This is a genomic window from Parasphingorhabdus sp. (assembly GCF_059726685.1).
In genome coordinates this window covers 3085042-3099949 of record NZ_AP041068.1, presented here as the reverse complement: position 1 = coordinate 3099949, position 14908 = coordinate 3085042, and the positions used below count along the sequence as shown (strand labels likewise).

Annotated in this window: 13 protein-coding genes; 8 read left to right on the top strand and 5 right to left on the bottom strand. The window is 55.4% G+C overall.

All coding sequences use genetic code 11. The features are described 5' to 3' along the window. Positions 1–20 precede the first annotated feature (20 nt). Positions 21–1715, top strand: coding sequence for a long-chain-fatty-acid--CoA ligase (locus tag AC6I9Z_RS15265; protein WP_461456720.1), 1695 nt, complete (start codon positions 21–23; stop codon positions 1713–1715). Here the strand turns inward: AC6I9Z_RS15265 and AC6I9Z_RS15260 are convergent. Genes AC6I9Z_RS15260 through AC6I9Z_RS15250 form a run of 3 tightly spaced genes read right to left on the bottom strand, consistent with a single transcriptional unit; the run spans position 1712 to position 6246 of the window. Further along, on the bottom strand, positions 1712–2989 hold the full coding sequence (locus AC6I9Z_RS15260) for a spinster family MFS transporter (RefSeq protein ID WP_461456719.1): 1278 nt from the start codon (positions 2987–2989) through the stop codon (positions 1712–1714). The two genes, AC6I9Z_RS15265 and AC6I9Z_RS15260, sit on opposite strands and share 4 nt — an antisense overlap. Next, complete coding sequence (locus tag AC6I9Z_RS15255; RefSeq protein WP_461456717.1) at positions 2990–3895, bottom strand: alpha/beta fold hydrolase; 906 nt, start codon at positions 3893–3895, stop codon at positions 2990–2992. An 11-nt stretch (positions 3896–3906) separates the two neighbouring features. After that, positions 3907–6246 (bottom strand): TonB-dependent receptor, encoded by a 2340-nt coding sequence (locus AC6I9Z_RS15250; protein ID WP_461456715.1) that lies wholly within the window; start codon positions 6244–6246, stop codon positions 3907–3909. A gap of 128 nt (positions 6247–6374) precedes the next feature. On the opposite strand from AC6I9Z_RS15250, the gene AC6I9Z_RS15245 reads away from it, so the two are divergent. The 4 genes from AC6I9Z_RS15245 to AC6I9Z_RS15230 all read left to right on the top strand — a co-directional run bounded on the left by AC6I9Z_RS15245 (position 6375) and on the right by AC6I9Z_RS15230 (position 9478). Continuing rightward, positions 6375–6995 (top strand): TetR/AcrR family transcriptional regulator, encoded by a 621-nt coding sequence (locus AC6I9Z_RS15245; RefSeq protein ID WP_109356365.1) that lies wholly within the window; start codon positions 6375–6377, stop codon positions 6993–6995. Between the two features lie 57 nt (positions 6996–7052). Beyond that, positions 7053–7694, top strand: a complete 642-nt coding sequence (locus AC6I9Z_RS15240; RefSeq protein ID WP_461456713.1) for a glutathione S-transferase family protein — start codon at positions 7053–7055, stop codon at positions 7692–7694. Between the two features lie 189 nt (positions 7695–7883). Then, on the top strand, positions 7884–8510 hold the full coding sequence (locus AC6I9Z_RS15235; protein ID WP_461456711.1) for a DUF6445 family protein: 627 nt from the start codon (positions 7884–7886) through the stop codon (positions 8508–8510). 17 nt (positions 8511–8527) lie between these two features. Continuing rightward, the gene (locus tag AC6I9Z_RS15230) at positions 8528–9478 is read left to right on the top strand and encodes an MBL fold metallo-hydrolase (RefSeq protein WP_461456709.1); all 951 of its coding nucleotides are present in this window, start codon (positions 8528–8530) and stop codon (positions 9476–9478) included. A gap of 16 nt (positions 9479–9494) precedes the next feature. Here the strand turns inward: AC6I9Z_RS15230 and AC6I9Z_RS15225 are convergent, their stop codons facing one another. Together AC6I9Z_RS15225 and AC6I9Z_RS15220 are read right to left on the bottom strand one after the other, a co-directional pair. After that, positions 9495–11849: a patatin-like protein gene (locus AC6I9Z_RS15225; protein ID WP_461456707.1), complete on the bottom strand. Its 2355-nt coding sequence runs from the start codon at positions 11847–11849 to the stop codon at positions 9495–9497. Between the two features lie 56 nt (positions 11850–11905). Further along, complete coding sequence (locus AC6I9Z_RS15220) at positions 11906–12463, bottom strand: DUF1287 domain-containing protein (protein WP_461456705.1); 558 nt, start codon at positions 12461–12463, stop codon at positions 11906–11908. A 121-nt stretch (positions 12464–12584) separates the two neighbouring features. Between AC6I9Z_RS15220 and radA the strand changes: the two genes are divergently transcribed. The 3 genes from radA to AC6I9Z_RS15205 are packed head-to-tail and all read left to right on the top strand — an operon-like array spanning position 12585 to position 14908. Continuing rightward, positions 12585–13949, top strand: a complete 1365-nt coding sequence (radA, locus tag AC6I9Z_RS15215; RefSeq protein WP_461456703.1) for a DNA repair protein RadA — start codon at positions 12585–12587, stop codon at positions 13947–13949. A gap of 9 nt (positions 13950–13958) precedes the next feature. After that, positions 13959–14471 carry a CvpA family protein gene (locus AC6I9Z_RS15210; protein WP_461456701.1) on the top strand — a complete coding sequence of 171 codons (513 nt, stop codon included), beginning with the start codon at positions 13959–13961 and terminating at the stop codon, positions 14469–14471. After that, positions 14468–14908 (top strand): iron-sulfur cluster assembly scaffold protein, encoded by a 441-nt coding sequence (locus AC6I9Z_RS15205; protein WP_461456699.1) that lies wholly within the window; start codon positions 14468–14470, stop codon positions 14906–14908. The genes AC6I9Z_RS15210 and AC6I9Z_RS15205 overlap by 4 nt, the downstream gene beginning before the upstream one ends.

Below are 14908 nucleotides of genomic sequence, written 5' to 3'. Positions count from 1 at the left end.
ATTCACTTACATAAATGTCAATGACTGACACCCCCGAAACACAGCCGCTTGGCGATTCCACTCCTATCTGGAAATCGCGTTATAATCATCCCACGGACTGGGATCAGTTTTTCCCGCCGCTGTCGATGCCGGGCATGTTCTTTCGCTCGGCCGGACGGCGGGGAGATGCCAATCTGCTCGATTTTATGGGGCGGAAATATAGCTATGCCGAGGTTGCTGCCGGTGTTGTCCGGGTGGCTAAAGGGTTGCAGGATCTAGGCGTTCAAAAGGGCGATCGGGTCGGTCTGTTCCTGCCTAATGTTCCTCACTATGTAACTGCCTATTACGGCGCGATGGCAATCGGCGCGACGGTGGTCAACTTTTCGCCGCTTTATACCGTGGATGAACTCAATCATCAGGTTGAAGATAGCGGCACAAAAATTCTTTTCACGCTCTCGGCCAGTGCCGTGTTCCCGACCGCTTATGAAGTGTTGCGGCAATCGAGCCTCGAACGACTGGTCGTTGGCAGTGTCGCTGGCGCGCTGCCCGGTGCCAAGGCGCTGTTTTACCGCCTGTTCCGGCGCAAGGAAAACTCGCCGCAGCCAAAGGATGACCGGATCACGCCCTTTGCCGACCTGACCGATAATGACGGCAAATATGTTGCGCCCAATATCCATCCGGAAAAGGATATTGCCCTGTTGCAATATACCGGCGGGACCACGGGGACACCTAAGGGCGCGATGCTTAGCCACCAGAACCTGACCGGCAATGCCCGGCAGATTAATAGTATTGATCCGTTTATTGATGATGACGACCGGCTGATGGGCGTGCTGCCCTTCTTCCATGTGTTTGCGAACAGCGCGGTGCTCAACCGGACGGTGCAAAGGGGCGGTGAGATTGTCATGTTGCCGCGCTTTGATGCCAAGCAGACGTTGAAGGCCATTACCCGCAACCAGATTACCGCCATGCCCGGTGTGCCGACCATGTATCAGGCGCTGCTCGACCATCCGGATATCGACAAAACCAATTTCTCGTCGCTGAAGGTCTGTGTATCGGGCGGCGCGCCGTTGCCGCTGGAACTCAAGAAGAAATTCGAAGCGAAGACCGGGGCCAAGCTGGTCGAAGGCTATGGCCTTACCGAAAGCTCCGGTGTTGTCAGCGCCAATCCCTATTCGGGTCTGAACAAGTCGGGCACCATCGGACAGCCGGTGCCGGGGACATTGGTCCGGCTGGTCGACAAGGAAGATCCAACCAAGCAGGTTCCTGACGGCGAGCCGGGCGAGCTGATCTTTTCGGGGCCGCAGGTCATGCAGGGGTACTGGAACCGGCCAGATGCGGATGATGACGTGTTTGTCGACGGCTTCCTGCGCACCGGTGACGTCGCGGAGATTGATGACGATGGCTATGTCAAAATTGTCGACCGGCTAAAGGATATGATCGCGGTCGGCGGTTTCAAGGTCTTCCCGAGCCAGGTTGAGGAAGTGCTATACAAGCATGATGCGGTCAAGGAAGCGCTCGTCATCGGGGTGCCCGACGACTATCGCGGTGAAAGCCCGAAAGCTTTTGTGGCGTTGGAAGAAGGCATGGATGTCGACGGCGCTACGTTGAAAAACTGGCTGAACCCGCAGCTTGGCAAGCATGAACGGGTTGAGGATGTCGTGGTAAGAGAGAGCCTGCCCAAAACCATGATCGGGAAACTGGATCGCAAAGCCTTGCGGGCCGAGGAATTGGGCTAGGCGGTTTCCTCGATCCATTCCCGTTGCAAGGGCCTTGCCGCCAGTGCCATGAAACCTGCCGCGATCACATAGAATATCAGCGATATCAGCATGGAATAGCGCAGGCTGTCCTCGCCATAAATCGGGACGAGGCTGTCAGAGAGCGCGCCGAGAAAGAATATCCCGCCGCCAATGCCAACGAGATTATTGATCAGCAGGAACAGCGCCGACGCGGTGGCCCGGGTTTCGGCGGTGACCAGATGCTGCACTGCTGACAAAACCGGTCCCAGCCAGATATAGGCCAGGCCCTGCGGGATCAGGAACAGGATGAAGGCGAGGGTAGCCGAACCGCTCATGATGCCTGCGGCAAACAGAGGAACAGCGAGCAGGAATGCGGCCGCCGGGACCAGCCCGTAGGCGCCCTTGTTTTTGCTGCCGAGCCAGTCTCCCAATATCCCGCCGCTAATGACACCGGCTACGCCGCCGATCAGCAATATTGATCCAAAGAACAGGGAGGTTTCGATAAGGTCAAGGCCAAAGCTGCGCTGCAAAAGGCTGGGCAGCCAGAAGGCAATGCCATAGCCGAGCATCGAACTGGAGGCCGCGCCAAAGGCCAGAAACCAGAAGGCGCGCTTTTTGGCCAGAATTTTTACGATATCGACAAAGCGGGCTTGTGAAGGTGCAGCTTCCGCGATCACCGGTTTTTTGCCGGGATCGCGCACAAGATATTTAAATAATGGCGCGATCAAAACCCCCGACAGCCCGACGACGATAAAGGCGAGGCGCCAGTCGACGGTGGCGGCAATATAGCCGCCTGCGATCACGCCTGTTGCCGATCCCAAGGGGATGCCCAGCGAATAGATGGACAGGGCGCGGGCGCGCTTTTCGCTGGGGAAATAATCCGCGATCAGCGCGTAGGACGGCGCAACTCCGCCAGCCTCTCCTATGCCAACGCCAAGGCGTGCGAGGAAAATCGACCAGAAACCCTGCGCGAAACCGCAAAGCGCCGTAAATCCGCTCCATACACCTAGGGAAAGGGTGATGACCCAGCTGCGGCTGGTCTTGTCGGCTATCCAGCCAAGCGGTACTGCCAGCGTAGAATAGAGCAGGGCGAAGGCAATGCCGCCGAGTAATCCCATCTGGGTGTCGCTGAGGCCGAGATCAGCCTGAATCGGGCCAGCGAGTATTGCCAATATCTGCCGGTCAACGAAGTTGAATATATAGACGACCAGCAACATGCCCAGCGCAACATTGGGAGAGGTAGCGCGTGCGGGGATATGGGCATTGCTCGCCATTCAGGATTCTAGACTTTGCAGGAAACCGTCAATTGCCGAGATTGCGGCCGGTTCGTCCAACATTGGGGCGTGACCGCGATCTGCAATCTCGATAGCGCTAATGGGTCCGGAATGGCGATCTTGCATTTGCGCCACAGTGGTCGGGGAGATTATGTCTGTCAACGCACCATGGACGATCAAGGTGGGGATGGCATCAAGCTGCTCCCATACCGGCCACAGATCTGGTGGGACAGCGGTCTGTTCGTTGCCGCCAAGACCTTCGGAAATGGCGGGGTCATAGGCGAATTTTATGCGTCCGTCAGGCAGTGGCTGACAGGTGCGCTGCGCGAAACCGAGCCAGTCCTGTTCATCATAGCCGCGCATCACGTCGCCATGCACCTTGCGGCAATGATCGGCTGCTTCCTGCCAGCTGTCAAAGGGAGTGAGCGCGCCGACATAGCTTTGAATGCGGTCCAGACCATCCTGTTCCACAACAGGGCCAATGTCGTTGAGGATGACGCTGGTGAAACGCCGCGGTTCGGTGGCAGCCATCATCATCGCCATGAGACCGCCCATGGACGTACCGATCAGACCGATTTGATCAAGCTGCAGACTGTCTAGCAGTGCCATCATATCGACAACATAGGAGGCCGGTATGTAGTTGACCGGATCCGGGTCATAGTCCGATCGTCCGCGACCGCGTTGGTCGGGAACGATCAGGCGATATTTCCCGGCCAGATGTGCCGCCAGCCCCTCAAAATCGGCGCTGTTGCGGGTCAGTCCGTGCATCAGCAGCAAGGGCGGCCCGTCGCTTTCGTAGATGCGTGCGTACAGCGTCAGCCGATCATCACCGCTGCGGTAGAAATGATCCTGATAGGCAGGCGGATCGCTTTTCTCGCGATCCGCCGGTGGGGAGTCGTTCGCCACGTCCGGCCGGCTTAAAACTTGATTTCGCCAGTGACGAAAACGCGCCGGGGGTCACCGAAGAAGGCCGTCAGGGTCCCCTCCAGACCCAAGGTCGAGACAAAGGGTGCTCCATTTTGTCCGCCTGCAACAAAATTATATCCGGCCACCTTATACCGTTTGTCGAACAGGTTCTTGCCATGGACGCCAATCGAGAACAGATCGCTGTCATCGGTGTAAACCAGGCTGGCATCGACCAGTGAAAAACCATCTTGGTCGAGGAACGGATTGGGCGATTCAAACTGGCTGGCATCGCTGCGGAAGGATATCGAACTGATCAGATCGAGCATCCCGCTTGCCACCGGCACGCCAAGATTGAACGACATGCTGCCAGTCCAGTCCGGCGTGTTCTGGAACACGCGTTCATCGGCCACATCATTGCCAAGATTGTCGATAAACGTGTTGAAACTGGCATCGAGATAGCCAAGTGACCAGCTGACATTGAAACGGCTGCCCGGTCCGGCAAAATCTTTGCCGACCAGGGCGCGCCCTTCAAATTCGAAGCCGTTGACGTCAGCGCTGGCGGCGTTGGAGGTGATGCCCGCAAAACTGTCATTGGTACCGTCTCCATCGGTATCGAAACCGACTGAGCCGGGTATCTGGACATCGGAATAATCACCCTTGAACAGCGCAACGCTGACATTCAGGCGATTGTCGAGCAGAGACCCCTTCCAGCCCAGCTCATAACTGTCGACGGTTTCCGGATCAAATTGCAGGAAGTTGAAAACCTCATCGGCGGAAATTGTGCCATCTTGATCGAAATCGGGTGTTGCACTGCTCTGACCGCGCGGATCAAATCCGCCGCCTTTGAAGCCGCGTGAATAGGTGAAATAGATATTGTGGTTTTCATCTGGCTTCCAGCTGATCGACGCGCGCGGGGTAAATTCCTTGAACGTGTCGCTCCCTTCAAAATCGGACGTCACGGCAAAAGGAACACCCGCCCCACCGAACTGGTCGGAAAAGCCGTTCACAAATGACGTGCGCAAAATCCGCGAGCTACGCTTGTCATTGGTATAGCGGCCACCCACAGACAGGCTGAGATGATCGGAAATATCATAGGTAAAATCGCCGAAAATCGACCAGGTTTCGGTATCGACATCGCCAAGCGTCTGGGCGTTCAGGCCGGGCAGGTTGACGAAGGGCAGCGCGCCGGTCGTCGCCAGCAGCACGTCGAACACGTTAAATGCGTTGGCGTCGAGATAATAAGCGCCCAAGACGCCGTTCAGATTGTCGCTTTCATACAGGACCTGGAACTCCTGACTGAACTGGTCATTCTCATAGATGACCGGAACGTCGAGATCTTCGGACGGCAAGCTGTCAAAGTCGATATTGGAGGAAGATTTATCCTCGCGATACGCGGTGATGCTTTTCAGCGTGATATTGTCCGATACCGGCGCTTCGATCAGCAGCGATCCGCCATAAGCTTCGACCAGTTGCTCGGGGACAGTCAGGCCAGCGCGTGTGTCAAAAACATCATCCAGAACCGGTGCGCCGGTCAGCAGGCTGGGGATAAGACGATGCCCCTGGCGCGGGTCGCTTTCGTCGCGGATATAGTCGCCCGACAAGCGCACGAAAAATCCGTTATCATCATATTCGATGCTGCCGCGCGCCGCCCAAACGTCCTTGTTGTAATTTTCAACACCCTGCTGAACCAGATTGTCGCCAAAGCCGCTGCGGCTGAGCCGCGCGCCGCTGGCACCGATGCGCAGGCTGTCGGTAATCGGGGTAGAGGCCGTGACGATCAGGTCGGCCTGGTCATAGGAGCCGTATGTTCCACGGATTTTGACCGATGTGTCGTCGGGCAGGCGGCGTGAGACATATTTGATCGCACCACCAATGGTATTGCGGCCATATAATGTGCCCTGCGGCCCTCGCAGAACTTCAATCCGCTCGACATCATAAATGTCCAGAACAGCGGCTTGCGGCCGGTTGAGATAGACATCATCAACATAGAGACCCACGCCTGCCTCAAAGCCGGCAACCGGATCTTGCTGACCCACGCCGCGAATGAAGGCAGTCAATGTGGTGTTGGTACCGCGTGATACTTCCAATGTAAGATTGGGGACCTCCTGACCGATCTCGGTGATATCCTGCACGCCCGAGGCGACCAGATCATCGCCGCTAATCGCGGTGATGGAAAGCGGTACGTCAACCAGACGCTCTTCGCGGCGCCGTGCGGTGACAACAATTATGCCGTCATCAGCGTCCTGGCTGGCCGCCTCTGTCTGCTGCGCGTGGGCGGCCGTTGGAACGAGCATTGCCGTCGCCAAACCGGACACCAAAGCTGCATAACTGACGCTGTGTTGAAATCTCATGGGGAACCTCCTCCTAAACATTTTTTAGCCTGGCATTTCCAGATCGTTACACTGCCTTTACTGAAACATGAACCACCTTTCAACTATGAAATTTGCCAATCCCGCAAAATGCCGTTAGCCGTGACTTCATGGCCACAGAATATTCCGATCATGTCGAATCGAAAGACAAGCAACCCCGCACCGCACGGGGTCTGAAAACCAAAAGAAAATTGCTGGATGCTGCGGCGCTGGAATTTGGTGAAAAAGGCTTTCATGAAGCCTCGATTACCGGAATTACCCAAAGGGCCGGAACCGCCTTGGGCAGTTTCTATACCTATTTCGATTCGAAGGATGAATTGTTCAGCGCGCTGGTGAAAGACATGAGCGCACGGGTCAAAACCCACGCCGCCAGTGCGATGACCGAATGGCAGGATGCGCTGGAGCGGGAAAAACTGGCGCTGGAAGCATTTATGAGCTTCGCCCGCGAGCACAAGGAAATTTACCGGATCATCGACGAAGCGGAATTTGTCGATCCTGCAAGCTATCGATCTCACTATGAGGAAACAGCCGCACGCATTGCCGAGCGATTACAGGAGGGCAGCAAGGCGGGTGATTTGCGCGATGATATGGATGAGGCCCATGCCTGGGCGATCATGGGCATGAATGTCTTTCTGGGGCTGCGCTATGGTATCTGGACGGAGGATAAATCCCCGGCGGAGGTAGCGGCAATCGCAAACGACATTCTAACCAAAGGTATTGCGAGCGCCTGAAATTTCGATAGGCGGTCAGAGGATGACAGGTGCATATTTTCGCACTAGCCTTGCCTGATGGTTCAACCGACGCTTCAGATTCATGGAACGATAGTCTCGACCTATAGCCGCATTGTCCAGACTGTGGCGGAAGAGGCCGGGATTAGCTGGGGCATAACCGCCACTCCAGCGGGCAGCGAGGAAAACAGGCGGCGCCATCCGTTCCGCAAGGTCCCCACGGTCGAGATTGATGGACTGAATCTCTATGAGAGCGTCGCGATCTGCCAATATATTGACAATGCCCATAATGGCGGCGCGCTGCAGCCGGACAATCATGCCGCGCGGGCGGAAATGGATCGCTGGATATCGGTGGCGAACAACTATCTGTTTCCGGTTGCCGAACATGGCCTTTTGATGCCGCGGCTGGCGCACCGTTTTTTGAAGACACCATTGCGATCGGATGTGATAGAGGCCGCCTTGCCGGAAATCGCGGAGCATCTCGGTATAGTCTGTCAGCGGGTGGAGGAAGCTCCCTATTTTGCCGGAGCGGAATTTTCGCTGGCGGATATTTTCATCTATTGCATCTTGCGGCCCGTCCAGATGACGTCAGAAGGAGACAATCTGATCGGTCAGCTTTTGCCATTACGGCACTGGCTCAACAAAATCGGCAAGCGCCCCAGCCTGATTGCCACACGGTGGGAGACAGAGAGCAAGCCATAAATTTCTGTCCTACAGATGCAGAATTGTGATAATCGGGGTCAGTTGCCGTTCAAATAAGGAATTTTCATAATTACTGTTAATTATCAAACATTTATCATCTTCTTATAACTGTTTTTCTCGGAGCTCAAACGCCCTAAAGGACATTGTGCACATCGTAAACTTCGCAATAAAATTACAAAGGCTGAATTGATGCTGCCATCACTACTGATCATTGATGACTTTCTGTCCGATCCAATGGCTGCGCGTCAGGCAGCCCTGGCGCTGGACTATGATGCGGCTTTCAAGCGCGGTAATTACCCCGGACATATTTCGACAACACCGCTGGATATTCAAGGATTGGATGAGCGCGTTTCAAAGATAATTGGCGCACCGGTAAAAGCTGCCGATGGAACCAGTCACAGCCATTGCCGGATTACCCTGAAAGGCGACAAGGGGCGCAGCGGTGTGCATATAGATCCGGCCTTCTATTCCGGCATTCTCTATCTGTCCTTGCCGGAGCATTGCAAAGGCGGCACCGAGTTTTTCCGCCACAAACGCACCGGGCTGGAACGCGTGCCCAGTGATCCACTTGCCATTACCAAGGCGGGATATGCGGATATCAACGCGCTGATCGAAGATGTCGTGAACCGGGACACGCAAAATAAAGCGAGATGGGAGCGGACCATGCTGGTCCCGATGCGTTTCAATCGCCTGATCCTGTTCAGTCCCTGGCTGTTTCACAATAGCGGTGCGGCTTTTGGGACATCGCACGATACCGGCCGGCTGGTGCATTTGATGTTCTTTGCCAAAGCCAAAACTTCGTCTACAAGGCCTTGAATTTAGGAGAAAGCCCCATGGAAAATATTGTAACCAAGACCATCTCGCTGGCGCTACTGGCCGCATCTCCCTTGGCGTTGACGGCTTGTGCCGAGACCAATGCACAGGAAACGGATCGCTTCGCGAAGGTGGAGATCAAGACCGAGCAGCTTGGCGATGGTATCGCGGTGCTCTTTGGGGCAGGCGGCAATATTGGCGTATCCTATGGGCCCGATGGCACGGTGTTGATTGACGACCAGTTCGCGCCATTGACGCCGAAAATTCAGGCAGCGGTTGCAGCCTTGGGCGCAGAACCGGTCAAATATCTGATCAACACCCACTGGCACTATGACCATACCGGCGGGAACGAGAATTTCGGCAAGGCCGGCGCGCTGATCATGGCGCATGACAATGTTCGTGAGCGGATGGCGGGCAAGCAAACCAGCGGAAACGGAAATGACCCGGCGTCACCCAAAGAGGCACTGCCGGTGGTCACCTATCATGATGGCGTGAAGCTGCATCTCAATGGCGATGAAGTGCATGTGAAGCATATGGCGCACGCGCATACCGATGGAGACAGCATCGTGTTCTGGAAAAACGCCAATGTCCTGCACATGGGTGATCTTTACTTCCACAAGGTGACCCTGCCATTTATCGACATCAATAGCGGCGGTAATGCGCGAGGCGTGTTGGCGGCTGCGGAAAAGGCGCTGACCATGGTGAATGACGAAACCAGAATCATTCCCGGGCATGGTCCGATGGCGACCAAGGCAGATCTGACAGACTATCGTGATATGATGAAAAGCGTCATCGGATCCGTCGAAAAAGCGCGTGGTGAGGGCAAGACGCTGGAGCAGATTCAGGCGATGAAGCCTGCCGCTCAGTGGGACACCAACAAGGACGCGTTCATCAAGGGTGACGCATTTGTTGAGGCTGTATTCAAGAGTCTGGAAATGCCGGCCCATGGAACAGGTGACCATCAACACTAGGCGTCATTGTTAAGCATTACGGCGTTGCGCGCTCAATTTCCTTGCGAAGCGAGATGATCAGCGGGCCGATCTTGGTCAGCCGCTGCTCCTCTTCATCAATGATTGCGCGAAACAATGTCTTTTTGAACGCCAGCGTCTTTTCCGGGTCAGGGCGCTTTGCTTCGGGGAGGGTCGAGAGAAGGATATCAATCATCCGTTCGGCGCCATGGAGCCGGCCCCAAAGATAGTCATTCTCGCGATAGTTCCTGCTAAAGAACGCACCAAAGTTATTGAACTCAATGCCCTTTAGTGTTGCGACAACACCGCCCTGACGGATCGATTTTGCATCTTCAGGGGAAATGCGATCCACCTTGATCGGGTCAAATTCATCGAGACCTTCGCCTTGCAAAAGAGGCAGGGTGGCGACGTCGTAAAACGGGAAGCCGAGAAAGGCGAGCAGCATGGATCGGCGCTCCGGCTTGGGCAGTCCCGCCATCGCTTCGGCCAGCTTGGCATCGACCAAAGCATCGGCGGAGGCGAGATCACGAGCCTTGGCCAGACTGTCGAGCATTGCGGCCGGTGCATGCTCGGCATTTTTGGCCAGTGCCACAAAGTCATCGCCCAGATATTCAATCGTTTCACGCTCAATATAAAGGGAAAGACAGTCATATATGACATCATGCATCTGCTCGATCACGGCATAGTCATCGGGATGTGCGCTATCGAGATCTTCGGCAAACCGGCGGGCCAGAAACCGCAGCCGGCGGATGCGATAACCCAGATCATGCTGTCGAAAGAAATCGGCGGCAAGCTTTGACGGGCCAGCACCGCCTTTTTTGGCGATATTCTCAAAACCGCGCTCACGCAGTTCCGCCCACAGCACTTCGCGCAACGCATGATGACTTTGGACATTGGAATCGGCCTTCGCCCGCCTCACCGTATGGGCGATGTCCTCAAGCACGGTCGCGAGTTTAAGATGACCATAAGCGCTATAGGAAAAGCCTGCGAGCTTACCGGCTTTGTCCCGCGACTTGCGCCGCCATGCAGCAAGGCGCGCCGCCGTCGGTTTGTCCAGAAACAGCGTGCGGCCGAAAATGGCCTCGACATTCTGCTCAACCTCGCCGCGCAGATTATCGGTAATTTGCCGCATCTGGATAATCCGGTTTGACCGCCGTGATATGTCATCAAGATTGTCGCGGATTGGTTGCTCTCGCGGAATATTCGATATCGCCCCGAATATGGTCGAGAAGAAGCCGGGGAGGTTTTCGTCCTCTGCTTCTTGTGCGGCCTGAAGCCGTTGCAGCGCCCGGTCGCTTTTGGCGACATCCAGGTCCGGTCTTGGGTCGATATAGACAAAACGTCGATCCACCTCCCGCTTCGCTGGCCGGTTTTTCAAAGCTTCAATGGCCTGCGCAAAGGGGGCGTTCGCCAAAACGGAACCATCAATCAACACCGTATCATTGGCGGTGCCAGCCCGGCTTTGATTGGGCAATATCCGCTTTAGAAAACGTGACCGATTGGTCCAAACCTGATTACGGTCGGATAGAACATTGTCCAATTCGGTGACCGTGAATGGTGGAAACGCGCCCGGAAAGCTGGCTGTTGCCCGGCCGGCAAAAACGAGTTCGGCGGGATCAGCGATATCGCCGCCCGGCTTGCCCCGCGTGGAAAAACTGATGGTGATGCGGTGCTCCATCTCCAGAGCCTCTGGCGGACTATGGAGTTGCAGCTTTTCCGGATGACCGACAAAGTCAGTCACGGTGACAAATAAATCAAGCGGCTGCCCCGGTGGCAGTAATTTGGGACCGCGCTTGGTCTTCTTCATCGTTGCCAGTGCGTCCAAGATCAGGCCGGAGAATATCTTTCCGCCAAATGGAGGCGCAAACCAGCGTGCCCGCACGAAGCGGGACAGCTTCATTTTTACCTCTTCACGCGCTTCCTTGGAAACTGTTTGTTCCACCGCACCGCCTTTACGGCCAAGTGCCATCCAGGCAATGGGTTCTGCCCAGAATTTGGAGAAGCGCGACAGGGGCCGCGCATCGGGATCCAGCAGCGTATCGACATCGGCTGTTTCCAGCCACATATCGGTCAGCGGTTCGAGAGATTCTCCTGATATGATGGCTTGCGACAGGAATATGCCGTTAATCCCGCCGGCGCTGGCTCCTGCGATAATGTCGGGCAGCACCCGCAATTTGACAGTGCTTTCCTGCTCTATCCACTCCAATATGTCGTAATAGGTACCGCGACTGCAGCTATCGTTTTTCTGGCCGTCATGAAAATCCCGGCTGGCCTTGGCAAGCTTCCAGATTTCCTTGGTGATGCCATGCATGTAAATGGCGAGGCTCACGCCGCCATAGCAGATCAGGGCCAGTCGGAGTTCTTTTTGCCGCATGATTTTTCACTACAGGATGGCAGGGAGTGTGCAAGCGTGGAATTGGACCAATATCGCTAGACTGCCCAACGATAATGGCCTGTGATTGGCCACGCAAAGAGGCGGTCTTCCTCACGGGTGCCCCGTCCGACATTGTGGATCAGCAGCGGGCGGCTTCGTAGTTTGCGATCCGAAACAATCCCGCAATGTGCAAGTCTGCCGTCAATAACGCTTGTGACGATATCGCCGGGCAACCAGTCTTCAGGGTCTTTCGAAAATGGCTCGACTGCGCCTTGGCGCTTGAAGAAGGTACGCATGTTCGGGACGCGGCGATGGTCGATATTTCGATCGGTCGTCTTGAGACCCCAGATTTTGGGATAGGCCGAAAATGCCTTTTTCATGTCCAGATGGATAAGTTTTTGCAGATCCAGATCAAGGCCATCGCGATAGGCGCGGATGATGACATCGGTGCACGCACCAGATTTGCGAGGAAAATCCCCGTTCGGATAGCCGATGCCGTGATAGGCCTGGCTGTAAACGGTGGTGACGCCAACTTGGCTGCGCGCCGCCAGAACCAATTTTGCCGCGCGGTCCAGCGGCTTTGCTTTCAACAACGGCGGGAGAAGCAAGCTCACACCAGCTGCCGCGACGATTTGCCTTCGGGAAATTTTCATCCTGAAAACATGCATTTGGATGCGTGAATCCTGAATGAATGAAAAGGCTGGTGTTCCGTATTTGTTCTGATAAATAGCTCTTATGGCCAAACCGAAGAAAAAATATGTATGTCAGGAATGTGGCTCGATTTCCCATCGCTGGCAGGGACAGTGCGTGGATTGTGGGGAATGGAATACGCTGGTTGAAGAGGCCGGGGATACGGTCTTTGCAGCCAAGCATAATTTGCAGAGCGGGGGCAGGGAGGTTCGGCTGGTCGGTCTCGACAGCGACATAGCTTTGCCCGAACGCAAGCTAACCGGAATCGCGGAATTTGACCGGGCTATAGGCGGCGGCCTTGTGGCTGGCTCGGCAACGCTGATGGGCGGCGATCCGGGAATTGGTAAATCAACTTTGCTCCTGCAGGTTTCTGCCCGGTTGGCCGAGGCTGGCCTTTCGGTAGCCTATATTTCCGGTGAGGAGGCTGCGGATCAGGTTCGGCTGCGCGCTCGGCGGCTGGGCTTGGGGAAGGCGCCGGTGAAGCTGGCTTCTGCAACATCGGTTCGCGACATACTGACCACGCTTGGGAAAGATGCGCCGGATTTTGTGGTGATCGATTCGATCCAGACCATGCATAGCGATTTGATTGAAGGCGCGCCCGGAACCGTCAGTCAGGTGCGGGCATCAGCGCAGGAACTCATCAAATTTGCCAAGGAACACGGCACAATGATCATGCTCGTCGGGCATGTGACGAAAGACGGAAATATCGCCGGGCCTCGTGTATTGGAGCACATGGTCGATACGGTGATGAGCTTTGAAGGCGAACGCAGCCATCAGTATCGAATATTGCGGTCGATCAAAAATCGCTTTGGCGGCACTGATGAAATTGGCGTCTTCGCAATGGAGGAAATGGGCCTTAGCGAGGTCCGGAATCCATCAGCGCTGTTTTTAACAGACCGTAGCGAAGAAGTGACAGGCGCCACTGTCTTTCCGGCTCTGGAGGGAACACGGCCGGTTCTGGTCGAAATTCAGGCGCTTACGGTTCGCCTGGCCAGTGGTGCGACCCCGCGGCGTTCCGTCGTTGGGTGGGATAGCTCTCGCCTCGCCATGATATTGGCGGTGCTCGAAGCGCGTTGTGGACTCAGTTTTTCGGGCGCGGAAGTATATCTGAATGTGGCCGGGGGATACCGCCTGACTGATCCCGCAGCCGACCTTGCCGTCGCAGCCGCGCTGATTTCTGCTCATGCCGAAAAACCGATGCCAAGCGATGCTGTGATCTTTGGAGAAATCGCGCTCTCTGGTGAGATTCGGGCAGTGTCCAACACACCAATGCGGTTGAAGGAGGCTTCGAAACTAGGCTTCGGAAGAGCTTTGATACCCGCATCCAAAGAAAACTCTGCCCCGGGTGTGAATTGTGTGAACTTTGCGAAGCTTGCCAATCTCGTTGACCATATGCTTGGCCGCGATTAGCTAGTCTTCATGACTGGTCTGGATATTTTTGTATTGGCGTTGATGGGCGGCGCCGCTGTTCTTGGTTTTCTTCGCGGATTTGTGCAGGAAACGCTGTCCCTCATTGCTTGGGTGTTGGTTATCTTCGCTGTCCGGTTCTTGCATACGCCTGTCACGGATTTCCTGATCGCGCCAATTGGTAATGACGGCGGAGCGGCGGTATTGGCTTTTTGCGCGATTGTGATCGTTACCTATGCTTTGGGACGCTGGTTCGCCAAATCTGTTGGGCGTAAATCACGCAAGTCGCTGCTCGGTCCGATTGACCGTGTGCTTGGCTTTGGATTTGGCATGATCAAGGGGCTGATCGGGGCGACCTTGGCGTATCTGCTGGTGGTGCTGGTTTATGACAGCATCTATGGTGCAGCAGAGGCGCGGCCTGAATGGATTGTCGATAGCCGCACTTACCCATTGCTTAATGCCAGCGGTGATGCTCTGGTTCAATTCGTTGAGGAGCAGCGCGAAATGGCGGAAGTAGAAGAATGAGCGACGCGCTTTATACACGGGATATATTGCGTCTGGCGGTGTCCATTCCGCATCAATCGCGACTGGAAGAGCCCGATGGCACGGCGGAGGTCCGGTCTCGTACATGCGGAAGCCGAGTGGCTGCCGATATCATATTGTCTGAAGACCGATCTATTGCGCAATTGGGAATAGAGGTAAATGCGTGTGCATTGGGGCAGGCTTCTACTGCCATTGTGGGGACGGAAGCGATCGGCAAGTCTGCAAAAGACATTGCGGTCGCTAGAGATCGTCTGGCAAAATTTCTCAACGGCTCAAACGATGATCCAGGTTCATGGACCAATATGGATCATCTGCGCGCTGCAAAAGATCATTCCGGACGACATGCCGCAATATTGCTTCCTTATGATGCGATTCTCGCGGCTTTTAAAGCGGCCGAAAATGCGAGCGAGGTGGCATAG